This window comes from Agrobacterium sp. CG674 (assembly GCF_053521645.1).
Map to the genome: position 1 here is coordinate 766,878 of NZ_JBNWDZ010000002.1, position 21,553 is coordinate 788,430.

At 56.9% G+C, this 21,553-nt stretch carries 24 protein-coding genes and 1 tRNA gene; 21 read left to right on the forward strand and 4 right to left on the reverse strand.

What is annotated here, in order from left to right:
- Nucleotides 1–6 precede the first annotated feature (6 nt).
- The 8 genes from nrdR to ACQZ51_RS08840 all read left to right on the forward strand — a co-directional run bounded on the left by nrdR (nt 7) and on the right by ACQZ51_RS08840 (nt 7,533).
- On the forward strand, nt 7–486 hold the full coding sequence (gene nrdR, locus ACQZ51_RS08805) for a transcriptional regulator NrdR (protein WP_042616025.1): 480 nt from the start codon (nt 7–9) through the stop codon (nt 484–486).
- 3 nt (nt 487–489) lie between these two features.
- Complete coding sequence (ribD, locus tag ACQZ51_RS08810) at nt 490–1,569, forward strand: bifunctional diaminohydroxyphosphoribosylaminopyrimidine deaminase/5-amino-6-(5-phosphoribosylamino)uracil reductase RibD (protein ID WP_448776473.1); 1,080 nt, start codon at nt 490–492, stop codon at nt 1,567–1,569.
- The gene (locus ACQZ51_RS08815) at nt 1,569–2,180 is read left to right on the forward strand and encodes a riboflavin synthase (protein WP_448776475.1); all 612 of its coding nucleotides are present in this window, start codon (nt 1,569–1,571) and stop codon (nt 2,178–2,180) included. The genes ribD and ACQZ51_RS08815 overlap by 1 nt, the downstream gene beginning before the upstream one ends.
- Before the next feature lie 62 nt (nt 2,181–2,242).
- Nucleotides 2,243–2,875: a LysE family translocator gene (locus tag ACQZ51_RS08820; protein ID WP_448776477.1), complete on the forward strand. Its 633-nt coding sequence runs from the start codon at nt 2,243–2,245 to the stop codon at nt 2,873–2,875.
- 127 nt (nt 2,876–3,002) lie between these two features.
- Nucleotides 3,003–3,449 carry a 6,7-dimethyl-8-ribityllumazine synthase gene (gene ribH / locus ACQZ51_RS08825; RefSeq protein WP_448776479.1) on the forward strand — a complete coding sequence of 149 codons (447 nt, stop codon included), beginning with the start codon at nt 3,003–3,005 and terminating at the stop codon, nt 3,447–3,449.
- A 4-nt stretch (nt 3,450–3,453) separates the two neighbouring features.
- A complete protein-coding gene (nusB, locus tag ACQZ51_RS08830) occupies nt 3,454–3,951 on the forward strand; it encodes a transcription antitermination factor NusB (protein WP_448776480.1) in 498 nt (165 codons plus the stop codon).
- A gap of 20 nt (nt 3,952–3,971) precedes the next feature.
- Entirely contained in the window at nt 3,972–5,207 is a 1,236-nt protein-coding gene (locus ACQZ51_RS08835) for an MFS transporter (protein WP_448776482.1), read from the forward strand.
- A 187-nt stretch (nt 5,208–5,394) separates the two neighbouring features.
- On the forward strand, nt 5,395–7,533 hold the full coding sequence (locus ACQZ51_RS08840) for a sodium-translocating pyrophosphatase (protein ID WP_243255650.1): 2,139 nt from the start codon (nt 5,395–5,397) through the stop codon (nt 7,531–7,533).
- Between the two features lie 66 nt (nt 7,534–7,599).
- Here the strand turns inward: ACQZ51_RS08840 and ACQZ51_RS08845 are convergent, their stop codons facing one another.
- A complete protein-coding gene (locus ACQZ51_RS08845; RefSeq protein ID WP_448776484.1) occupies nt 7,600–8,139 on the reverse strand; it encodes an outer membrane protein assembly factor BamE in 540 nt (179 codons plus the stop codon).
- A 228-nt stretch (nt 8,140–8,367) separates the two neighbouring features.
- Between ACQZ51_RS08845 and ACQZ51_RS08850 the strand changes: the two genes are divergently transcribed.
- The 8 genes from ACQZ51_RS08850 to ACQZ51_RS08885 all read left to right on the forward strand — a co-directional run bounded on the left by ACQZ51_RS08850 (nt 8,368) and on the right by ACQZ51_RS08885 (nt 13,859).
- Complete coding sequence (locus ACQZ51_RS08850; RefSeq protein ID WP_448776646.1) at nt 8,368–8,916, forward strand: ubiquinol-cytochrome C chaperone family protein; 549 nt, start codon at nt 8,368–8,370, stop codon at nt 8,914–8,916.
- Nucleotides 8,916–9,479, forward strand: a complete 564-nt coding sequence (locus tag ACQZ51_RS08855) for a YceD family protein (protein ID WP_448776485.1) — start codon at nt 8,916–8,918, stop codon at nt 9,477–9,479. The genes ACQZ51_RS08850 and ACQZ51_RS08855 overlap by 1 nt, the downstream gene beginning before the upstream one ends.
- 101 nt (nt 9,480–9,580) lie before the next feature.
- Nucleotides 9,581–10,645, forward strand: a complete 1,065-nt coding sequence (gene plsX / locus ACQZ51_RS08860; protein ID WP_042616015.1) for a phosphate acyltransferase PlsX — start codon at nt 9,581–9,583, stop codon at nt 10,643–10,645.
- Nucleotides 10,646–11,617 (forward strand): beta-ketoacyl-ACP synthase III, encoded by a 972-nt coding sequence (locus tag ACQZ51_RS08865; RefSeq protein WP_448776487.1) that lies wholly within the window; start codon nt 10,646–10,648, stop codon nt 11,615–11,617.
- A 144-nt stretch (nt 11,618–11,761) separates the two neighbouring features.
- Nucleotides 11,762–12,100, forward strand: coding sequence for an integration host factor subunit alpha (locus ACQZ51_RS08870; protein ID WP_448776489.1), 339 nt, complete (start codon nt 11,762–11,764; stop codon nt 12,098–12,100).
- A 164-nt stretch (nt 12,101–12,264) separates the two neighbouring features.
- Nucleotides 12,265–12,795, forward strand: coding sequence for a MerR family transcriptional regulator (locus ACQZ51_RS08875; RefSeq protein ID WP_448776491.1), 531 nt, complete (start codon nt 12,265–12,267; stop codon nt 12,793–12,795).
- A 205-nt stretch (nt 12,796–13,000) separates the two neighbouring features.
- Nucleotides 13,001–13,708 (forward strand): nuclease, encoded by a 708-nt coding sequence (locus tag ACQZ51_RS08880; RefSeq protein ID WP_448776493.1) that lies wholly within the window; start codon nt 13,001–13,003, stop codon nt 13,706–13,708.
- Nucleotides 13,709–13,773: 65 nt separating this feature from the next.
- Nucleotides 13,774–13,859, forward strand: a tRNA-Leu gene (locus tag ACQZ51_RS08885).
- A 17-nt stretch (nt 13,860–13,876) separates the two neighbouring features.
- Here the strand turns inward: ACQZ51_RS08885 and ACQZ51_RS08890 are convergent.
- Nucleotides 13,877–15,337: a TrkH family potassium uptake protein gene (locus ACQZ51_RS08890; RefSeq protein ID WP_448776495.1), complete on the reverse strand. Its 1,461-nt coding sequence runs from the start codon at nt 15,335–15,337 to the stop codon at nt 13,877–13,879.
- An 89-nt stretch (nt 15,338–15,426) separates the two neighbouring features.
- Here ACQZ51_RS08890 and ilvA point away from each other — a divergent pair, with 89 nt between their 5' ends.
- Nucleotides 15,427–16,701 (forward strand): threonine ammonia-lyase, encoded by a 1,275-nt coding sequence (ilvA, locus tag ACQZ51_RS08895; RefSeq protein ID WP_448776648.1) that lies wholly within the window; start codon nt 15,427–15,429, stop codon nt 16,699–16,701.
- 62 nt (nt 16,702–16,763) lie between these two features.
- Nucleotides 16,764–17,066 carry an HlyU family transcriptional regulator gene (locus tag ACQZ51_RS08900; RefSeq protein WP_448776497.1) on the forward strand — a complete coding sequence of 101 codons (303 nt, stop codon included), beginning with the start codon at nt 16,764–16,766 and terminating at the stop codon, nt 17,064–17,066.
- Between the two features lie 74 nt (nt 17,067–17,140).
- Here ACQZ51_RS08900 and ACQZ51_RS08905 read toward each other — a convergent pair whose 3' ends face one another.
- The gene (locus ACQZ51_RS08905) at nt 17,141–17,755 is read right to left on the reverse strand and encodes an FMN-dependent NADH-azoreductase (RefSeq protein WP_448776499.1); all 615 of its coding nucleotides are present in this window, start codon (nt 17,753–17,755) and stop codon (nt 17,141–17,143) included.
- Nucleotides 17,756–17,890: 135 nt separating this feature from the next.
- On the opposite strand from ACQZ51_RS08905, the gene ACQZ51_RS08910 reads away from it, so the two are divergent.
- Both ACQZ51_RS08910 and ilvD read left to right on the forward strand, forming a co-directional pair.
- Nucleotides 17,891–18,859 (forward strand): LysR family transcriptional regulator, encoded by a 969-nt coding sequence (locus tag ACQZ51_RS08910; protein WP_448776501.1) that lies wholly within the window; start codon nt 17,891–17,893, stop codon nt 18,857–18,859.
- 148 nt (nt 18,860–19,007) lie between these two features.
- Nucleotides 19,008–20,843, forward strand: coding sequence for a dihydroxy-acid dehydratase (ilvD, locus tag ACQZ51_RS08915; RefSeq protein ID WP_192064024.1), 1,836 nt, complete (start codon nt 19,008–19,010; stop codon nt 20,841–20,843).
- A gap of 91 nt (nt 20,844–20,934) precedes the next feature.
- Here ilvD and ACQZ51_RS08920 read toward each other — a convergent pair whose 3' ends face one another.
- Nucleotides 20,935–21,426 (reverse strand): GNAT family N-acetyltransferase, encoded by a 492-nt coding sequence (locus ACQZ51_RS08920; protein WP_448776649.1) that lies wholly within the window; start codon nt 21,424–21,426, stop codon nt 20,935–20,937.
- Between ACQZ51_RS08920 and ACQZ51_RS08925 the strand changes: the two genes are divergently transcribed.
- The gene (locus ACQZ51_RS08925) at nt 21,362–21,544 is read left to right on the forward strand and encodes a hypothetical protein (RefSeq protein ID WP_448776655.1); all 183 of its coding nucleotides are present in this window, start codon (nt 21,362–21,364) and stop codon (nt 21,542–21,544) included. The genes ACQZ51_RS08920 and ACQZ51_RS08925 overlap by 65 nt on opposite strands.
- Nucleotides 21,545–21,553 lie beyond the last annotated feature (9 nt).

Sequence of the window (21,553 nt, forward strand, 5' to 3'; positions counted from 1 at the left end):
TAAGTAATGCGCTGCCCTTTTTGCGGCTCGGAAGATACGCAGGTCAAGGACTCACGACCGGCGGAGGATAACACCTCCATCCGCCGGCGGCGCATTTGCCCGGATTGCGGCGGTCGCTTCACGACCTATGAGCGCGTGCAGTTGCGCGAGCTGATGGTCATCAAGAAGAGCGGCCGCAAGCTGCCGTTTGATCGTGAAAAGCTGGTGCGGTCTTTCGAGATCGCACTGCGCAAACGCCCTGTGGATCGCGACCGCATAGAGCGTGCCGTCTCCGGCATTGCCCGTCGCCTGGAAAGTTCCGGCGAGACGGAAATTCCATCAGAAGAAATCGGCTTGCAGGTGCTTGAGGCGCTGAAGGGTCTCGATGATGTGGCGTTCGTACGCTACGCTTCCGTCTATCGCGATTTCAGCCACGCTGAAGATTTCGAGAAGGTCATTTCGGAGATCAACGCCAAGATTGCGCGTGACACGGACGCCGGTGCGTAAGTCATGACGTCTCGCGCCGATGATGAGAAGTTTATGGCGCGTGCTCTCGAGGTCTCGCGCCTCCATGCGGGCCTTACCGATACCAATCCCTCCGTCGGCTGCGTTATCGTCAAGGACGGTGAGATCATCGCCGAAGCCGTGACCGCCATTGGCGGTCGTCCCCATGCGGAAAGACAGGCGCTGGAAATCGCGGGCGAAGCGGCGAGGGGCGCAACGGCGTATGTGACGCTTGAGCCCTGTGCCCATTTTGGCAGAACCCCGCCCTGCGCAAACGCCCTTGTCGACTTCGGCATCGCCCGCGTTGTCGTCGCTGTCGATGATCCGGATGAACGGGTTTCCGGGCGCGGCAATCAGATTCTGCGCGACGCCGGTATAGAGGTCGAGACCGGAGTTCTGCGGCAGGAAAGCAAACGGGAACTCGCCGGATACCTCACCCGCAAGCTGAAGAAACGCCCGCATGTCGTCTTAAAGATTGCGGTTTCTGCTGACGGCATGATCGGCAGGGTCGGTGGAGGGCAGGTGGCAATCACCGGTCCTGAGGCGCGTCACGCTGTACATCTTTTGCGCGCGCGTTGTGATGCAATCCTTGTCGGTCTTGGCACTGTCATGTCTGACGACCCCGAACTCACCGTGCGCATTACAGGCCTTGAGCATCGCTCGCCGGTGCGGATCGTGCTGGATCGACGGTTGGATTTGCCGCTGAGTTCAAAGCTTGTGCGTACAACGCGCGATGTGCCCGTCGTGGCGGTGGCCGAAATTGAGGCCGACCTCGCATCAAGGCGCGAAGCGTTGATGGCAGCGGATGTTGAAGTTCTGGAAACCTCCTCACTCGCCGACCTCCTTGCCACTCTCGCAGATCGCGGAATGTCGGAGCTTCTGGTTGAGGGCGGCGCACGCGTTGCGAAAGCCTTCCTTGAGGCCGGTCTGGTGGATCGCATCCTTTTGTTTGAAAGCCCCGTGGTAGTTGGCGAGGGTGGGGTTGAAAGCCCGCTCAAACGTGCCGATATCCCAGAAGAATTTACCTTTGTCGGCAAGACCGCTTACGGGCCGGATCGCTGTTTTGAATTTGAAAGGCCGCTTTGATGTTTACCGGAATTGTCACCGATGTCGGAACCGTCTCCGAAGTTGAAGCGCTGCCGGAAGGCGTGCGTCTGCGCGTTGCGACGGCATACGACCCCAAAACCATCGATATCGGCGCTTCGATTTCCCATGGTGGCGTGTGCCTAACGGTAACGAAGCTGCCAGATGCTGGCAGCAACGAGCGCTGGTTCGAGGTCGAAGCATGGGAAGAGGCGCTGCGGCTCACCACCATCTCGGGCTGGAAAAAGGACACGCGTGTCAACCTCGAGCGGGCGTTGAAGATTGGCGACGAACTCGGCGGCCACATCGTTTCGGGCCATGTGGATGACAAGGCCGAAATCCTTTCCATCGAACATGAAGGCGAAGCGGTGCGCATCCGTCTGCGTGCACCGCACCACCTTGCAAAGTTCGTGGCACCCAAGGGCTCCATCGCGCTTGATGGCACGTCGCTCACCGTCAACGCTGTCAACGGTACGGACTTCGACGTGCTCCTGATCCGCCACACACTCTCCGTCACCACATGGGGCGACCGCCAGCCGGGTGATTTCGTGAATTTCGAGGTCGATACCATGGCGCGTTATGCGGCCAGACTTGCTGAGTTTCCTGCTGCATAAATGTCGGACCTGATGTAACTGTCATAGTGCTGCAAATGCGGTGGGGCAGTTGGGGGATCGATATGCCGTCTTATGAATTGCTGACTGCCTTTTTTGTAACGACGGCACTGTTTGCCTATATTCCCGGCCCGGCCATGTTGTATGCTGCGGCGCAGACTATGGCGCGAGGGCGTCTTGCGGGGCTGATGGCCGTGCTTGGTATTCATGTCGGTTGCTATTTTCACATTATTGCAGCGGCAGCGGGTTTATCCGTGCTATTTCAGGCCGTGCCGTGGCTTTATTTTGTGGTCAAGCTTTGCGGCGCGCTCTACCTGATCTGGCTAGGCTTTTCCATGCTGCGCAGCAAGATGGAGGGCAAGGATGTTGACCTAACGTTTCAACCGAAATCGGCAAGGCGAGCGTTCATCGACAGCATTATCGTTGATGTGCTCAACCCGAAAACCGCACTGTTCTTTCTGGCTTTCTTGCCGCAATTCGTTGACCCGGCAGCGTCATTTCCAATCTGGCTGCAGTTTCTGATCCTTGGTATTGTGGTTAACATCATTTTCTCGTCGGCTGATCTGGTCGGTGCACTTCTGGCGGGCGCAATGGTCGGACGATTGAAGCGTTCCAGTGGCATCCAGACTATGGTCCGGCGGGGAGCGGGCGCTGTTTTGATGGGGTTGGGTGTCCATCTTGCTTTCCAGAAAAGCTGATCGTCCACGCCTCTCAAACAACTGGACGCGCCTGCCATGCGCGAAAAATGCTTGCCAATCGGGGCTAGCCATGGTTTGACCGCGCCAAAAGCCGGGATGATCCGGCGCAGCCTTTCAGGAAAATCTTATGTCCAAGCCCCATCTTCTCATCGTGGAAGCACGTTTTTATGACGATATGGCCGATGCACTTCTCGATGGCGCGAAATTTGCGCTCGATAAAGCTGGCGCCACCTATGACATCATCACCGTACCCGGTGCTCTTGAGATCCCGCCTGCTATCGCAATGGCGCTTGACGGCGCAGACAATGACGGCGCGGAATATGATGGCTTCGTTGCGCTCGGCATGGTCATTCGCGGTGAAACATACCATTTCGATATCGTTTCCAATGAATCCTCGCGTGCGCTGATGGATCTGGCTGTCAGTGAATCGCTGGCCATCGGCAACGGCATCATGACCGTTGAAAACGAAGAGCAGGCCTGGGCGCGTGTTCGCCGGTCCGACAAGGACAAGGGTGGCTTTGCGGCCCGTGCAGCGCTGACCATGATTGAATTGAAGAAAAAACTGGGTGGCTGAGACCATGAACAACACTGAAAACGGTTCCGAGCCCCGCCTGCCATCCACAAAGCCCGTCAACCAACGCGGTGCGGCGCGGCTTGCTGCCGTGCAGGCCCTTTACCAGATGGACGTTGGCGGCACCGGCGTGATGGAAGTCGTTGCCGAATACGAGACGCATCGGCTGGGCCAGGAAGTGGATGGCGAGACCTATCTGAAGGCTGATCCATCCTGGTTCCGCTCCATCGTTGCAGGCGTTGTTCGGGATCAGACAAAGATCGATCCGCTCGTGCGCTCTGCCCTTCAGGAAGACTGGCCTTTGTCGCGCCTCGACACCACGGTTCGCGCAATCCTTCGTGCTGGCACGTTTGAAATTCTGGAGCGCAAGGACGTTCCAGTTGCGGTCATCGTCACCGAATATGTCGAGATCGCCCGTGCGTTCTTCGAACATGACGAGCCAAAGCTGGTGAACGCGGTTCTGGACCGTATCGCCAAGCAGGTGCGCGGCGAGGCAAAACGCTGATCTAGGATACTGAGGAAGATATGAGCGCTGTTTCTGTTGTCGGTCTTGAACATCAACTGGCGCAGGCCAAGCGCAATGTCTTCCTCCTCATGGCGGCACAAGCCATCATGGGCTCTGCCGGGCCGCTCAGCTTTTCCGTTGGCGCGCTGGCGGGCTATCAGCTTCTGGGTACCGACAAGGCCTTGGCGACTGCACCGCTGACCGGCTTCAACATTGGCGTGGCGCTTGGCGCCATCGCCGTTGCCATTGCGTCACGCTATATGGGGCGCAAGGCGGGTTTCATCTTCGGTGCACTTTTGTGCGCCACGGGTGGGGGCATTGCGGCTGTCGCACTTCTGCGCTCCGAATTCTGGCTGTTTGCCGCCGGATTGATGCTGATCGGCATATCCAGTGGCTTCACGCAGAAAATCCGTTTCGCCGCTGCTGACGCTTCACCCTCCTTCTACAAGCCGAAAGCTATATCCTGGATTCTGGCGGGTGGCATCGGATCTGCCATCATCGGACCGCAGCTGGCCATTTTTGGCAAGGATCTGCTGGCGCCGGTTACCTTTGCCGGTGCTTTCATAGCGCTTATCCCGCTCGGCCTCGTTGCCGCCGCCATATTCTCTTTTCTGAAACTGCCGGAACTGCACAGTGTATCTGCGACGGATGAACCGGCACGGCCGCTCATGGCCATCGTCAGCACCCATCGCTTCGTTACGGGCATGATCTGCGGCATCGGGTCCTATGCGCTGATGACGTTCATGATGGTGGGCGCGCCGCTTGCCATGGTGATCGGCTGTGGCTTCCCAACTGAGCTGGCAACGCTTGGCATCCAGTGGCACGTGCTGGCCATGTTCGCGCCCAGCTTTTTCACGGGCATGCTGATTGCCCGCTTTGGCGCGGAAAAGGTGGTGGCTGCCGGGCTGGTCATTCTGATGGCTTGTGCGGTTGTTGCGCATATGGGAATCGAACTCTGGAATTTCTGGGCGGCACTCATCCTTCTCGGTGTGGGCTGGAACTTCGGATTCATCGGCGCAACGTCGATTGTTTCGTCCAGCTACCGCCCGCATGAGGCCGACAAGGTGCAGGGATTCCACGATATCGTGCTGTTTGGAACCGTGGCCATCTCGTCATTTGCATCAGGTCAGGTGTTTTCAGCCTTGGGCTGGTCGTTCATGAATCTCATCATCTGGCCCGTGGCAGGGACCTGTTTTCTCCTGGTTCTTTTTCTTTTGCTAAAACAAAAGCAGAACCGCTCTGTATCAGAGGCTTAAGATTTTCAGCTGACATGTTTCGGGCTTGACGCAGCGGGTTTCGGCAACGCATCCTCCGCGCGCAAGCCGTTGCTCCCGGGAGGGGAAAGGCGGCTTACCTCGGCGTAAGGGTCATTGCACCCTCGCGCCCCGCATGGTTTCGCCCACCGGGCAGGGAGTGAGCCCGGCACATTGGAGGTAAGTGCGAATGACTGTCATTGCATTGGTAATTTTATGCGGTGTCCTGTCCGTGGTGTACGCGGTCTGGGCAACGAAAAGCGTTCTGGATGCCGATCAGGGCAGCGAACGCATGCAGGAGATCGCAGGCTATATTCGTGAGGGCGCACAGGCCTATCTCAGCCGTCAGTACTTCACCATCGCAATTGTCGGTATCATCGTCGCAGCCGCCGTCTGGTACTTCCTTTCGCCGGAAGCATCCATCGGGTTCATCATCGGTGCCGTCCTGTCTGGTGCCGCAGGTTTTATCGGCATGCATGTTTCGGTTCGCGCCAATCTGCGCACCGCGCAGGCCGCATCCCACAGTTTGGCGGCCGGTCTTGATATCGCCTTCAAGTCGGGCGCCATCACCGGCATGCTGGTGGCAGGCCTCGCTCTCTTGGGTGTCTCAATCTATTACCTCGTGCTGACAGCTGGCATGGGCCACGCAACCGGATCGCGCGAGGTGATCGACGCGCTGGTATCGCTGGGCTTCGGCGCATCACTCATCTCCATCTTCGCCCGTCTGGGCGGCGGTATTTTCACCAAGGGGGCCGATGTCGGTGGCGATCTGGTGGGCAAGGTTGAGGCGGGTATCCCTGAAGACGATCCACGCAACCCTGCTACGATTGCCGATAATGTCGGCGACAATGTTGGCGATTGCGCCGGTATGGCGGCTGACCTGTTCGAGACCTATGCCGTTTCTGTGGTGGCAACGATGGTCCTCGCGGCCATCTTCTTTGCTGGAGCACCGGTGCTGGAAAGCGCCATGCTCTATCCGCTGGCGATATGCGGTGTCTGCGTTCTAACATCGATTGCCGGAACGTTTTTCGTCAAGCTCGGTACCAACAACTCCATCATGGGCGCGCTCTATAAGGGGCTCATCGCAACTGGCGTCTTTTCTGTCGCGGGCTTGGCCGTCGCAACATCGCTTACCATCGGCTGGGGCTCCATCGGCACCGTGGCGGGCATGGATATTACCGGCACCAACCTGTTTCTGTGCGGTATCGTTGGCCTTCTGGTGACGGCCCTCATCGTGGTCATCACCGAATACTATACCGGCACCAACAAGCGGCCGGTCAATTCCATCGCGCAGGCTTCCGTTACCGGCCACGGCACCAACGTCATTCAGGGCTTGGCGGTCTCGCTGGAATCCACAGCACTCCCAGCTATCGTCATCGTTGGCGGCATTCTCTCCACCTATCAGCTTGCAGGCCTGTTCGGCACCGGCATCGCAGTGACCGCCATGATCGGCATTGCGGGCATGATCGTCGCCCTCGATGCGTTCGGTCCCGTGACCGATAATGCGGGCGGTATCGCGGAAATGGCGGGGCTTGATCCAGATGTGCGCAAGGCGACCGATGCGCTTGACGCGGTTGGCAACACCACCAAGGCTGTGACCAAAGGCTATGCCATCGGCTCGGCTGGCCTTGGCGCGCTGGTGCTGTTTGCGGCCTATTCCAATGACCTGTCGTACTTTGCCGCGAATGGCGATCTCTATCCCTACTTCAAGGATATTGGCGATATCTCCTTCAGCCTCTCCAACCCTTACGTGGTGGCCGGTCTGATCTTTGGGGGTATGATCCCCTATCTCTTCGGCGGTATCGCCATGACGGCTGTGGGCAAGGCCGCAGGCTCCATCGTGGAAGAGGTGCGCCGCCAGTTCCGTGAAAAGCCTGGTATCATGCAGGGCACGGAAAAGCCTGACTATGGCAGGGCGGTCGATATTCTGACCAAGGCAGCGATCCGCGAAATGGTCATTCCATCGCTGTTGCCAGTTCTGGCACCGCTCGTCGTCTATTTCGGCGTGCTGCTGATTTCTGGCTCGAAAGCATCGGCCTTTGCGGCTCTCGGCGCTTCTCTGCTGGGCGTGATCATCAACGGCCTGTTTGTCGCCATCTCCATGACATCGGGCGGTGGTGCCTGGGATAATGCCAAGAAAAGCTTTGAAGATGGCTTCATCGACAAGGATGGCGTGACGCATCTGAAGGGCTCAGACGCACACAAAGCTTCCGTCACGGGTGATACGGTGGGTGATCCCTACAAGGATACGGCTGGTCCGGCGGTGAACCCGGCCATCAAGATCACCAATATCGTGGCGCTTCTTCTGCTGGCCGTTCTGGCGCACTAAGACTTCGCTACAAACAAAAAGGCCCGCGACACATGTCGCGGGCCTTTTGCATTGATGTATGCTGGATTAGAAGCCGCTGCCGCCGCCAGCGCTCTGGCCAAGAATGCTTTTCGCAATACCGGCACCAGCGGTTCCGCCTGACAGAAGCTGTTGCAGGAAGGTAAGATCCCTGCCGCCCGTCGGCGTTGTGCGAGAAATCGTATCGAAGACTTTGCCGTCCTGAAGCGTGTAGTTGGCCTTCTGGGAGACAACGCCGTTCTTGTCGAAATAGATCGCGAGAATATTCTGCTCGACCAGCGTCGGCTTCATGAAGGCCGCTTTGCGCACGCGTTTCTGGGAGATGTAATAGAACACCTCGTTACCAAAGGTCGCGGTCGTAGAGGGAGTGCCCATGGTCAGCAGGACCTGTTCGCGGCTAGAGCCGACAGGGATCAGCTGCAGAGACTGTTCGTCAGCCACGTAACCGTTGTGGAAAACGTCGGTGGTGCTGGAGCAGGCCGTCAGCAGGCTGGATGCGACGACGATCGCAAGCGCGGTCTTGCTGAGAAATTTGGTCTGCGTTGCGGATTTCTGCTTGCTCACCTGCGTTTCCCCGACTGCGATCATGAATGGCACCTTCCGGCATTGCGTGTTGTACCGCTTCTGTACACACGATTATGTCAATCCGGGGACAGGAGTTCCCCGTTTCACAAAGGAAAGCAATGGCTGTCCGATCATCAACGTGACCTCAACGGCATTGCAATTCTCGGATGCTTCGGTAAACCAGCTTTGGCAATCATGCAACAAGTGCTAGGGGCGAGACGCGATTTCGCCGATCAATATTCGGAAATTTCGATGGTGTTTGGCCTTTTCAAGAAGAAAAACAACAATCGCGCCATCGTTGACAGGCAATATACCGCGCTGACAACTGTTGCACGTCACCCGGATTTTTATTTGCATCTGGGTGTGCCTGATACCGTCATGGGGCGTTTCGAGCTGCTGTCCATTGTGATGATTCTGTATTTTCGCCGCATGAAATCCGCCGCGACCAGCGGGCAGGAAATTGCACAAGAGATTATCGACGCTTTTTTTCAGGACCTCGATCACTCCATGCGTGAGCTTGGTATTGGCGACCAGGGTGTGCCCAAGCGCATGAAAAAATTCGCCGGAATGTTTTACGGGCGGCTTGAGGCCTATGCTTCTGCACTCGATACTCAGGACGCTGCGGCCCTTGCGGCAGCCCTTGCCCGCAATATATACCCAGAGCCAGACACGTCCGCGCCCGATATGCGCGGCCTTGCCGATTGGATGATGGGGGCTGCAAATGCCCTGGCTGCGCAGTCGGAAGAATTGATCGCGACGGGGCGCGTTAGCATGCCCATCCCGGATTTGAAGAGGTTTTAATGAATTCGCAACACGCGGCCAATGATGACGTTCCTTTTTCCTATCTCGTTAAGGTAGGTCACATTTCTGCCAATCCCGTCAGGATTGGTCTCACCGCAAGCCCGGAAGAACTCGCAGGGCTGGCAAAGTTGTGGGACGTCTTGTCTGTGGAGTATCTGAAAAGCGAATTGCAGGTCACACGCTGGAAAAAGGATGGGCTGAAGATTACCGGCGATGTGCGGGCCGCACTGACTCAGGCTTGTGTCGTATCTTTGGAACCGGTCTCAAGCGTGATCGATGAAAAGATCGAGCAGATTTTTGTGCCGGAAGGCTCCAAACTGGCGCGCTTGATGACCAACGAGCAGGGCGAGATCGTGCTTGATCCTGATGGTCCTGATAGTCCCGATCAATTCAGCGGTGACACGATCGATGTCGGTGTGGTTGTGGCGGAATTTGCAGCACTTGCAATCGAGCCCTATCCACGCAAGCCGGACGTCGACTTCACCGGCTTTGGTGATGAAAACGCCGAGGTAGAGAAGAAGCCATCGCCTTTTGCGGCGTTGAAGGACTGGAAAAAAGACTGAATCTCTTTGGTCATTGCCAATAATTCAGTTGTAAGAGAGCGCGGAAACGTTATTTTCGCGCAAAATTCCAACCGCACGGCGGTAAGAAGGATCAGGGACGAGTGATCAGAATAGCAATTGACGTCATGGGCGGAGATTTTGGCCCTGATGTTGCCATCGCAGGTGCTGCCAAGGCACTGGAGCGGCATACCGATGTAACCTTTCTGCTCTACGGGCAGAAGGCCATATGTGAACCTATTCTGGCGCAGTATCCAACACTTCGGAACAGATCGGAATTTTTCGATTGTGAAGTGTCTGTCACCATGGACGAAAAGCCCAGCCAGGCCTTGCGTCGTGGCCGGTACGTTTCCAGCATGTGGCGCGCCATCGAAGCCGTGAAGGTTGGCGAGGCCGACGTCATCGTTTCCGCTGGAAACACCGGCGCGCTGATGGCCATGGCGAAGTTCTGCCTGCGGACCATGGCACGCATCGAGCGACCCGCCATTGCCGGTATCTGGCCCACGCTGAAGGGCGAAAGCATCGTTCTGGACGTTGGGGCAACCATCGGTGCGGATTCCCAACAGCTTCTCGACTTCGCCATCATGGGCGGTGCCATGGCGCGCGCGCTGTTCGACATTGATCGCCCCACGGTCGGCCTGCTGAATGTTGGCGTCGAAGAGGTCAAGGGTCAGGATGAAGTTCGCGAAGCTGGGCGCCTCATCCGCGAGGCTGATCTCGGCACCATCGATTATCGCGGCTTTGTCGAAGGCAATGATATCGGCAAGGGAACGGTCGATGTGGTCGTGACCGAAGGATTTACCGGCAATATTGCCCTGAAAACGGCCGAGGGCACGGCACGTCAGATCAACACCCTGTTACGCGAGGCAATTTCCCGCAGCTTCATTGCCAAGATCGGTTATATCCTGGCGAAAAGCGCCTTTGATGTGCTGCGCGAGAAAATGGACCCCCGCAAGGTCAATGGCGGTGTGTTTCTGGGCCTGAACGGCATTGTCATCAAGAGCCACGGAAGCACGGATGCGCTTGGTTTCGCATCGGCGGTCGATGTTGGCTACGACATGGCACATAACGGTTTGACCGCGAAAATAGAAAACGATTTGAAAGCATACCACGCAAGACGCCTTCCGCCTCCGGGCCCTGAAGCGCTCGTAGTTGATGAGGAAGAATAAATGATACGCTCAATCGTAAGAGGTTACGGCGCCGCTTTGCCAAAGCGTGTCATGACGAACCAGGACATTGAGGCAATTGTCGAGACCACGGATGAATGGATCGTCCAGCGCACTGGCATCAAGCAGCGGTACATTGCCGGTGAGGGGGAAACGACCGCTTCACTTGGTGAATTGGCCGCGCGCGCAGCGCTGGAGAATGCCGGTATCAAGCCGGATGAAATTGATCTCATCATTGTAGCGACATCCACGCCTGACAACACGTTCCCGGCAACGGCGGTCAACATCCAGAGCCGCCTTGGCATTACGAGCGGCTTCGCGTTTGACGTTCAGGCCGTTTGTTCGGGCTTCGTCTATGCCATGGCCACGGCTGACCTCTATATCCGTGGTGGGATGGCCAAGCGGGTTCTGGTCATTGGTGCCGAGACCTTCTCTCGTATTCTCGACTGGACCGACCGCACGACCTGCGTGCTGTTTGGCGATGGTGCTGGTGCGGTGGTCCTTGAGGCGGGTGAGGGCGAGGGCAAGACCTCCGATCGTGGTATCTTGACATCGAACCTGCGCTCAGACGGTTCCCACAAGGATAAGCTGTATGTGGATGGCGGGCCATCTACGACCGGTACCGTGGGGCATCTGCGTATGGAAGGCCGCGAGGTTTTCAAACATGCGGTTGGCATGATTACTGATGTCGTTGAGGCTGCGTTTGAGGCAACCGGCACAACGGTGGATGATCTGGACTGGCTTGTGCCACACCAGGCCAACCTCCGCATTATCGATGGTGCAGGAAAAAAACTCGGCATTCCAAGCGAAAAAGTTGTCATAACAGTTGATCAGCACGGCAACACATCGGCTGCTTCCATTCCTCTCGCGCTGGCTGCTGCTGCTGCCGATGGTCGCATTAAAAAGGGCGATCTGGTCATGCTGGAAGCCATGGGCGGGGGCTTCACATGGGGTGCAGTTCTACTGCGCTGGTAAAGTTTATGGATAATACCCTGTAAGCCATTGCCACTATTAATGGAAATGACTTAACTAATCCGGAAACTCTGCTTGACCGGTTGCAACAAGGGCAATAATCTCCGCGCTGTTCAGCAAGATAAAAAGAGAGCGGTGCGGGGAAATATGGCCGGGAAAACAGTGACACGTGCGGATCTAGCCGAGTCTGTGTTTCGTAAAGTGGGGTTGTCCCGAACCGAATCCGCCGAACTGGTCGAAACCGTGATTGACGAGATTTGCAATGCGATCACGCGCGGGGAAGTTGTCAAACTTTCCTCATTTGCAACATTTCAAATCCGTGAAAAGAACGAGCGCATTGGTCGCAACCCAAAGACCGGTGAGGAAGTGCCGATTTCGCCGCGCCGTGTGATGACCTTCAAGGCATCGAACGTTCTCAAGCAGCGCATTCTCAAGGCTCACTCCGCCCGCAAAGCCAAGCAAAAGACGCAGAAGACCAGCGTCTGAAGGGGGCGCCATCGTCCCGAATTCATGTTTCCGCACGCGGAGTGCGGTTTCTTCCTGTGAACATGATTGAATTTCAACCGCCTAGCCGTTGATATCTATACGATTCGCATCGTACCTTGAGCCTTGTTTTGGAATCCTGCCTATGGTGTGGATGGGAGTTGAACTTGGATAAGAGCCCCGACGCCTTTCGAACCATCAGTGAAGTGGCTGAGGATCTGGATCTGCCGCAGCACGTGCTGCGCTTTTGGGAAACCCGCTTTCCGCAAATCAAGCCCATGAAGCGTGGCGGTGGCCGCCGCTATTATCGTCCCGATGATGTCGATCTGCTAAAAGGCATCCGGCACCTTCTTTATGATCACGGCTATACGATCAAGGGCGTGCAAAAGCTGCTTAAGACCAATGGCAACCGCTTCGTGTCTGCTATCGCTTCAGGCGATATGGCAACGATGGAAGCCATCATGGCGGCCAGTGGCGAGACAGTCGAGCCACGCGTTGCCAGCGCGGAGGAGGACGAAGTCGTCGGTCGCCCCAAGGCAAAGCCGAGCGGCCGCTTTTTCGGTTTTGGCGGTGCTGCAGACGACACGTCGGAAATCTCCCTCGGAAAATCCAGTATCAACAAGGACGACCGTGCGCTGTTGCAGGAGGCCCTGTTCGATCTTCTAGAATGTAAGCGCCTGCTGGATCAGGTCCGCTGATCTCAAGAAAAGCTTGGGATAACTCCATTTTTTGATGGGCATTTATCTCAAATGCCAACCTTTCGGAAACTCCTTGCGCAGATAATGCGCCTGCGTGCCGGTAGAGCGAGCATAATCTCTGCTTGCCTCTGCCAGCGCCTCGAAAAGCGAATTTGCTGCCGTTGCCAATTCCAATTGCAGCGCGCCGTAGACAAGGAGTTTCGCCGTGAGCAAGAGAAAGCCCGCCGCCCGCCGCCGTTCATCCGCCAAGTCAGGTGGTTCTGGACTGTGGTCATGGTTGCTGCTGCTGGGGGTGGCCGTTGGTGGCATTCAGGTTTACGAGCATCGCGATAGCTTGCTGCCTCAGTTGAAAAACACCGTAGCCTCTGTTTCGAAACCAGCCTCATCGCCCCAAAAATCCACCCCACGCGAGGTCTCGACCGAGCGGGCAAAGTCCGCGCCAACGCAGACTGCTGGTCTGCCTTCTAACGGCGCTCCAGTGCCGCCGCGCTCCATCGCCATGCCAGCAGGAGCGGCTGCGATGCAAACGACATCCGCGACCCTGCCTGCGCCGCGCCCAGCTGTGCAAAATGTATCGCTTGGTGAAAAGCCCGCTGCCTTTGCCTTTTGCGGCCGTTCGGGCCTCAACAATTGCGTGGCCGATGGCAATACGTTCTGGATGAAGGGCGTGAAAATGCATCTGTCGGGTATCGAGGTGCCAAATACCGAGCAGGCTCGCTGCCTGGAGGAACGCCAGAAGGGATTCACGGCCAAGGTTCGCCTGCGCGACATGTTGAACGCGGGCGGTTTTCAGGTCGCATCCACCGGCAGCTCCTCCACCCTGTCGCGGGGAGGCGTGTCCTTCGCCGATCAGCTTGTGCGCGAAGGCCTTGCCCGCCGCACCGGCTCGCCAGCCCAATCCTGGTGTGGTTAAATCACACCGCAACCACGACGCCCGGTTGACCACAGCCGGTTGCACTGTGTAGATAAAAATCGCAAGCGGACGTGGCGGAATCGGTATACGCAGCAGACTTAAAATCTGCCGACCCACGGTCTTGCGGGTTCAAGTCCCGCCGTCCGCACCATCCCCCCCAAATTGCTCTCAAGCCTTCCAGAACAGCGGCATCAGCAGCACGAGTACGGTCAGTATTTCGAGGCGGCCCAGCAACATCATCAGCGATAGAAGATAGAGCGCCGGGTCCTTGATGGTGGAGAAATTACCTGCGGGGCCGATGATGGGGCCGACGCCGGGGCCAACATTGGCGAGTGCGGTGGCGACTGCTGACGTTGCGGTGAGGAAGTCATAGTTCATGGCGCTCATGACAAGGCTGCCGCCGATCCACAGAGCAATATAGCAGCTGATGAAAAGAAAGACGTTGCGGATCGTCTCTGCGTCCACGACTTGTTTGCCATAGCGTACAGAATAAACGGCATCCGGATAGAGCAGTTTTTTCAGGCCGGTTTTCACGACGCTGAAGACGATGATGAAGCGGTATGCCTTGATGCCGCCTGCTGTCGAGCCGGAACAGCCTCCCATGAAGGTGGCGAAGAAGGCAACGACCACCACGAAGGGACCCCAGAGCGTGTAGTCATCGCTGGCGAAGCCGCCTGTCGAAAGAATCGATGCCATGTTGAAGAAGGAGTGGCTGAGTGCATGATCGAGCCGCACGCCATTTGTGACGTGGTGGTAGATGGCGACCGCCAGCGATATTGCGCAGAGGTAGCCGATGAAGACGCGTATCTGCGGATCGTGCAGAATATCCAGGCGTCCGCGCACGGCCAGCAGGATCATCACGGAGAAGGGCAGGCTTCCCAGGATCAGGAAGAATGTGGCGATCCACAAAAGTGCGATATTGTTTCCGAAAAACGCAAAAGACGCATCATGTGTGGAAAAGCCGCCTGTCGCGATTGTGGACATGGCGTGGTTCAGCGCATCGAAATGGGTCATGCCTGCGAAATCGAATGCGATGGTGCAGGCCAGTGTCATGATCACATAGATGGCGACAAACGCTTTGGTAAAGCTCGCAAGTCGCGCGAAAGGGCGGTCGCTTGAGGTGTCTGACGATTCCATCCGGAAAAAGGTCATGCCGCCAACGCGCAGCAGCGGCAGGATGAAGAGGCCGAGGGCAACAATACCGATGCCACCCAGCCAGCACAGCAACGAGCGCCAGAGCAGGATGCCTTGCGGGGCATTATCCAGCCCGGCAATAACGGTCGAGCCCGTGGTGGTGATTGCGGAAATGGATTCAAACAGGGCCTGGCCAAAGCTGAGATTGAGTTCAGACAGATACAGTGGCACAGCGCCGACAAGCGAGAACACCAGCCAGAGGACATTGACCAGCAGAAAGCCGAACCTTTTGTTGAAGGTGGGCATGGGCGCACGGGTGGCGAGCGCACCGGCAAGTGCCAGACCGCCACACATGAAGCCGGATGTGGCAAACACCGCCCAATCACTGTTTCCATAATAAAGGTCGGCCATGGCCGGGATAAACATTGCGGTCGCCATGTAAAGCCCGAAGATGGAAGCGATATAGAGGACCGCGCGCAGAAGGTTGCTGTTCAAGAAATGAAACCTTGATTGAGTGAGGCGTACCGAAGTTGCGCAAAGAGTCTTTGTCTCCAGCGTTTTCCTATGGCATAGCGGGAGCCAACCTGAAATTCAATGGATTGAAAATCGTGGACAAATTGCTTGTAGAAGCCGCACGGCGCGAAGTTCGGGAATTGTTTCCTGAAACGCCTTTGCAGTTGAATGAACATCTCAGCCGCCGCTATGGCGCGGAGATCTGGCTGAAGCGTGAAGACCTGACGCCTGTTCGTTCCTACAAGATTAGAGGCGCGTTCAATTTTCTGCGCAAAGCCGTTGCCACAACGGGCAAGGACAAGATCTTCGTTTGTGCATCTGCCGGAAACCACGCACAGGGGTTTGCCTTTGCTTGCCGTCATTTCGGCGTTCATGGCGTTGTTTTCATGCCGGTGACGACGCCGCAGCAGAAGATCGACAAGACCCGCATCTTCGGTGGTGAATTCATCAAAATCCGGCTCGTAGGCGATATTTTTGATCAGTGCTATGCCGCTGCCCGCACGTTCGTCGAAGAAACATCGGGCTATATGGTTCCCCCCTTCGATCATAAGGACATCATCGAAGGGCAGGCGACTGTTGCCGCCGAGATTGCTGATCAGTTGCCGGAAGGCCAACTGCCCGATCTGTTGGTGATGCCCGTTGGCGGCGGCGGTCTCTCAGCCGGATTGACTGGCTATTTTTCAGAGGATCTCGCCAAAGGCAGTTTCGTTTTCTGCGAACCTGTTGGTGCGCCGAGCCTGAAGACCAGCCTTACGGCGGGCGAAGGGGTGACGCTGAACAAGGTCGACAATTTCGTTGATGGTGCGGCGGTTGCGCGTATTGGCGAACTCAACTTCGAGGCTTTGCAGCACTTTTCGCCGGAGCAGGTTGAGCTCGTCCCCGAAAACGCCATCTGCGTGACGATCATCGATATGCTCAATCTGGAAGGCGTTGTGCTGGAGCCTGCCGGTGCGCTGGCGATTGCCGCGCTGGAGCAGCTTGGCCGAGACAAGCTTGAAGGCAAGCGCGTCGTTTGCGTCGTTTCCGGCGGTAACTTCGATTTCGACCGCCTGCCTGACGTAAAAGAACGCGCCATGCGCTACACCGGCGTGAAGAAATACTTCATTCTGCGCCTGCCGCAGCGCCCGGGCGCGCTGCGTGATTTCCTCAATCTTCTTGGCCCGGATGATGACGTTGCGCGCTTCGAATATCTGAAAAAATCCGCCCGCAATTTCGGCTCTATCCTGATTGGCATCGAGACGACCGACCGGGAGAATTTCAGTGGTCTGTTCCAGCGTTTCGAAGATGCGGGCCTCGGCTATGAGGACATCACCGAAAACGAAATCCTGGCCAACCTCATCATCTGATGCGGTGGCCAAACGGGCATGGTGATGCAACGCCCTGCCAACTCTATAAAGGAAGGTAGATCATGGCCTCGTTCTTTTCCAAACTCTTTTCTGCGTTCGGTTCATCCTCATCAGATGCCACACCGAAGAAGGCTGAATCGGCAGAGCCGCATCCCTACAAGGATTGCGTCATCATCGCGACGCCGATGAAAGAGGGCGGCCAATATCGTCTGGCCGGACGCATTGAGAAGATCGTGGGGGAAGAGACGCTCGTTCATGAATTCGTGCGGGCGGATATGTTCTCCAGCCTTGAAGATGCCGTGGAATTTACCGTGCGCAAGGGCCAGCTGATCATCGATCAGAGCGGCGCGTCGCTGTTCAAATAAAAAACGGCCGCGAGATTATCGCAGCCGTTGGGTAGTTTATGGAAAGCGGCGTTTATAGCGCCGCTTTTTTCATATCAGGCAGCCTTGGCCAGTTCTTCAACCTTGGCAGTTGCTGAGGCAATCGCCTTTTCAGCAGCTTCCGGACCGAAGGCAAGGCCTTCGATGCGCACGACTTCAACATCGGTCATGCCCATGAAGCCGAGAACGGTCTTGAGGTATGGAACAGCATGCTCCAGAGGTGCTGCTGGGCCTTCCGAGTAGATGCCGGCAGATGACAGCACGATGTAGACCTTCTTGCCTGTCGCAAGGCCAACTGGGCCGGATTCTGTGTATGTGAACGTCTGTCCGGCGCGGGCAATAACGTCGATCCAGGACTTCAGACCGGAATAGATGTTGAAGTTGATGAGGCCGGTGCCGATGATGATGGTGTCGGCAGCAAGCAGTTCCGCAACGCGCTCGTCAGAATACTGGGCAGCTACAGCCTCTTCGCCGTTGCGATCATCAGGCGCCTTGCGAATGGCGGATGTCATCGTCGTGTCGAGGTGCTTGATCGGGGTCTGGCCGAGGTCGAGATGCGTGATCGAGCCGTTTGTCTGTGCCTGGATCTTGGAAGCCAGTTCGCCAGCAAACTTGTTGGACAGGGATTCGTCGCCGCGTGGGCTGGACGTTACGAGAAGAATTTTCGACATAGGAAATATCCTTTTTGACAATATGGAGGTTGAATGGGGCAGGGGACCCCAATCGTTGGTGCTTGTATCGTTCAATGTTGTCATCTAGAAAACTGTGATAATCTGGAAGTCACCTATCGAGAAACTGGATGGACCATGGAAGCAAATCCGACACTCGACCAATTGCAGGTCTTTCTCTCCGTGGCAGAGACCGGCAGCTTTTCCGCCGCCTCACGTGCGCTGAACCGGGCCCAATCCGTTGTCAGCTATACGATTGCCAATCTTGAAACGCAGCTGGAAGTCACGCTGTTTGAGCGCAATGGCGTTCGCCAGCCCAAATTGACGGATGAAGGTGCGGCGATGCTGGAGCACGCGCGCCGCATCGTTGCGGGTCTCCAGGATTTGCGCGCCCGTGCCAAGGGTCTGAAGCAGGGGCTGGAGGCCGAAGTTTCACTTGCCATCAGCACCATGGTGCCTGCCGAAGCGGTGGTGGATGCGCTGAGAGATTTTCGCGTTCAGTTCCCCACCGTCACGCTGAACCTGAGTGTCGGCGAGCTTGGCATGGTTATGGATATGGTTTTGAGCCGAAAGGCGGGCATCGGCATTGGCGGCGCCATGTTCCACCAGGATGACGGGCTTGTGATTGACAAGGTCGGCCACTCTTTCATGGTGCCGGTGGCCGCTGCCGACCATCCGTTGGTGCTGCTGAACCGCCCGCTGACGCTGGCAGATGTGCGCGAAGAGGTGCAGCTTGTGGTCACCGACGCGTCCGGCCTGACCAAAGGCAAGGATTTCAACGTACTGTCCTATAAAAAATGGCGCGTCAGCGATATCGCCACCAAGTACCAACTGATAAAGGGTGGGCTGGGCTGGGGTGGTCTTCCCGTATCTGTGGTGCGCAATGATATCATCAACGGTAGTCTCAAAGCGCTTGATCTTGATTCCTACGAGGGTGGTGAATATCCGCTTTATGCCCTGCACAAGGCGGACTCGCCCTGCGGGCCCGCAGCAAAATGGTTGGTCGAGGCATTTCGGCACCGTCTTTCACAGTGCCCCAACCATGACGGCTTTCTCAGCAGAATGACGCTGGGCCGCGAGAACGGCCTGAAGGATGCAGCGGAATAAACCGTACCGTACCGAACCGTACTGTTTTGCCTGAAGGTGGCAGTGACAGGCGGGCGGCTTTCGAGTAAAACCCATTCAAAAGCAAGGGCAGGGCGCAGCGGTGCTGTGCAAAACAGCTCTTGTATGAGAAAAATCGAGGAATAAGCACATGCCAGTTTATCGCTCCAGAACGACAACCCACGGCCGCAACATGGCCGGTGCGCGTGGCCTTTGGCGCGCCACCGGTATGAAGGATGGCGATTTCGGTAAGCCGATTATCGCTGTCGTCAACTCGTTCACGCAGTTCGTGCCGGGCCACGTCCACTTGAAAGACCTCGGCCAGCTGGTTGCGCGAGAAATCGAAGCAGCCGGTGGCGTTGCCAAGGAATTCAACACGATTGCCGTGGATGATGGCATCGCCATGGGTCATGATGGCATGCTGTACTCGCTGCCATCGCGCGAGATCATCGCCGATTCCGTTGAGTACATGGTCAACGCCCACTGTGCCGATGCTATGGTCTGCATTTCCAACTGCGACAAGATCACGCCCGGTATGCTGAATGCCGCCATGCGGCTTAACATTCCCGTTGTTTTCGTGTCCGGCGGTCCGATGGAAGCGGGCAAGGCCGTTCTGCATGGCAAGACCGTTGCGCTTGACCTCGTTGATGCGATGGTTGCTGCTGCCGATGACAAGATGACCGATGAGGAAGTCGACACCATCGAGCGCGCTGCATGTCCAACCTGCGGCTCATGCTCTGGCATGTTCACGGCCAATTCCATGAACTGTTTGACCGAAGCGCTCGGCCTTGCCTTGCCCGGCAATGGTTCAACGCTGGCCACGCACTCGGATCGCAAGCGCCTGTTCGTTGAGGCGGGCCACCTGATCGTCGATCTGGCGCGCCGCCATTACGAGCAGGACGATTATACGGTTCTGCCGCGCTCGATTGCGACCAAAGCTGCGTTCGAAAATGCGATTGCGCTGGATATCGCCATGGGCGGCTCCACCAATACCGTGCTGCACATTCTGGCCGCAGCCCATGAGGGCGGCGTCGACTTTACCATGGAAGACATCGACCGCATGTCGCGCCGAGTGCCATGCCTTTCCAAGGTCGCGCCTGCCAAGCAGGACGTGCACATGGAAGACGTTCACCGCGCCGGCGGCATCATGCGCATTCTGGGCGAGTTGGAGCGCGGCGGTCTTCTCAATACCGATTGCTACACCGTGCATGAGAAAACGCTTGGTGATGCCATCAACCGTTGGGATATTACACGCACCAACAGCGAGAGCGTGCGTGACTTCTTCAAGGCCGCGCCCGGTGGCGTGCCGACGCAGGTTGCTTTCAGCCAGTCCTCGCGCTGGGATGAGCTGGATACCGATAGCGAAAACGGCGTCATCCGCTCTGTCGAAAAGCCGTTCTCCAAGGATGGCGGTCTGGCCGTTCTCTACGGCAACATCGCGCAGGATGGTTGCATCGTAAAGACCGCTGGCGTGGATGAATCGATCCTGAAGTTCAACGGTGTCGCCGTGGTTTACGAAAGCCAGGACGCTGCCGTGAAGGGCATCCTGTCCAACGAAGTCAAGGCTGGAGACGTTGTTGTTATCCGTTACGAAGGCCCGAAGGGCGGCCCCGGCATGCAGGAAATGCTGTATCCAACCAGCTACCTGAAATCCAAGGGTCTCGGTAAGGCCTGCGCCCTCATCACCGATGGCCGCTTCTCCGGTGGTACGTCTGGCCTCTCCATTGGCCATGCCTCGCCTGAAGCAGCCCAGGGCGGCGCCATCGGCCTCGTGCGCCAGGGCGATCCGATCGAGATCGACATCCCTAACCGCACCATCAACCTCAAGGTCTCCGATGCCGAACTCGCATCGCGCCGCGCCGAGCAGGACCAGCTTGGCTGGAAGCCAGCAGAGCACCGCAAGCGCAATGTCACCACCGCGTTGAAGGCCTATGCGGCATTTGCATCCAGCGCGGACAAGGGCGCTGTGCGGATACTGCCGGAGTAAAGCCGTCGTTCGGCAGTGAGACACATTCTGCGTCATCCTCGGGCTTGTCCCGAGGATCTGACCACGCCCGAGAATGACGGGGTGAGTGAGACTAGCCCGTTTCCAAGTGAAATGGGTTTCTCAACTCGTACCTGACAAGCGAAACTATTCTGTTTCGCTGTGCGCAGAGAGATTGCGCTCTACCAATTTTCCTGAACCCAAGCTTCTGCATGAGACGGTGGGATGCTTTATTGTCGCTGATAGGGTTAGCGTGAAGAGCTGGCATGTTCATGTGCTTAAAGGCATGATCTATGACGAGCCGCGCTGCTTCTTCTCCATAGCCTCTGGCCCATGCGCTTCGCCCTAGCCACAGCCCAAACTCACCTGCAAGACCGATGAGGCCGATTAGTTGGCCGTTATCAATTGCCCACACGGGCAGATTTTTCCCTTGAAAGCGAAGTATCTTCGTTCGGGCATCATCGATTGTGAAGGGACATGATGTTCGTAAGAGGTTGCAAAGCACCAGCGGATCATTTGTGATGCGTGCCAGCGCTGGCGCATCCGTAATCTTGAAGCGCCGAAGGGTCAGGCGGTTCGAAACCAATCTTGGTATTGTTCTGTCGGCAGATCGCATGGCATTCAACATGCGCAATTTTGGCGTGTCTGCCAACCGTGATTTTGAATCGGAACTGGTTCTGCTTCAGCACGTTGGCCGAATGTGAAAAATGAGG

What these genes read in the sequence shown, in the direction of transcription:
- nrdR (WP_042616025.1), top strand. Translation starts at nt 7, where the DNA reads ATGCGCTGCCCTTTTTGCGGCTCGGAAGATACGCAGGTCAAGGACTCA.
- ribD (WP_448776473.1), top strand. Translation starts at nt 490, where the DNA reads ATGACGTCTCGCGCCGATGATGAGAAGTTTATGGCGCGTGCTCTCGAG.
- ACQZ51_RS08815 (WP_448776475.1), top strand. Translation starts at nt 1,569, where the DNA reads ATGTTTACCGGAATTGTCACCGATGTCGGAACCGTCTCCGAAGTTGAA.
- ACQZ51_RS08820 (WP_448776477.1), top strand. Translation starts at nt 2,243, where the DNA reads ATGCCGTCTTATGAATTGCTGACTGCCTTTTTTGTAACGACGGCACTG.
- ribH (WP_448776479.1), top strand. Translation starts at nt 3,003, where the DNA reads ATGTCCAAGCCCCATCTTCTCATCGTGGAAGCACGTTTTTATGACGAT.
- nusB (WP_448776480.1), top strand. Translation starts at nt 3,454, where the DNA reads ATGAACAACACTGAAAACGGTTCCGAGCCCCGCCTGCCATCCACAAAG.
- ACQZ51_RS08835 (WP_448776482.1), top strand. Translation starts at nt 3,972, where the DNA reads ATGAGCGCTGTTTCTGTTGTCGGTCTTGAACATCAACTGGCGCAGGCC.
- ACQZ51_RS08840 (WP_243255650.1), top strand. Translation starts at nt 5,395, where the DNA reads ATGACTGTCATTGCATTGGTAATTTTATGCGGTGTCCTGTCCGTGGTG.
- ACQZ51_RS08845 (WP_448776484.1), bottom strand. Translation starts at nt 8,139, where the DNA reads ATGATCGCAGTCGGGGAAACGCAGGTGAGCAAGCAGAAATCCGCAACG.
- ACQZ51_RS08850 (WP_448776646.1), top strand. Translation starts at nt 8,368, where the DNA reads ATGGTGTTTGGCCTTTTCAAGAAGAAAAACAACAATCGCGCCATCGTT.
- ACQZ51_RS08855 (WP_448776485.1), top strand. Translation starts at nt 8,916, where the DNA reads ATGAATTCGCAACACGCGGCCAATGATGACGTTCCTTTTTCCTATCTC.
- ACQZ51_RS08865 (WP_448776487.1), top strand. Translation starts at nt 10,646, where the DNA reads ATGATACGCTCAATCGTAAGAGGTTACGGCGCCGCTTTGCCAAAGCGT.
- ACQZ51_RS08870 (WP_448776489.1), top strand. Translation starts at nt 11,762, where the DNA reads ATGGCCGGGAAAACAGTGACACGTGCGGATCTAGCCGAGTCTGTGTTT.
- ACQZ51_RS08900 (WP_448776497.1), top strand. Translation starts at nt 16,764, where the DNA reads ATGGCCTCGTTCTTTTCCAAACTCTTTTCTGCGTTCGGTTCATCCTCA.
- ACQZ51_RS08905 (WP_448776499.1), bottom strand. Translation starts at nt 17,755, where the DNA reads ATGTCGAAAATTCTTCTCGTAACGTCCAGCCCACGCGGCGACGAATCC.
- ACQZ51_RS08910 (WP_448776501.1), top strand. Translation starts at nt 17,891, where the DNA reads ATGGAAGCAAATCCGACACTCGACCAATTGCAGGTCTTTCTCTCCGTG.
- ilvD (WP_192064024.1), top strand. Translation starts at nt 19,008, where the DNA reads ATGCCAGTTTATCGCTCCAGAACGACAACCCACGGCCGCAACATGGCC.
- ACQZ51_RS08925 (WP_448776655.1), top strand. Translation starts at nt 21,362, where the DNA reads ATGCGTGCCAGCGCTGGCGCATCCGTAATCTTGAAGCGCCGAAGGGTC.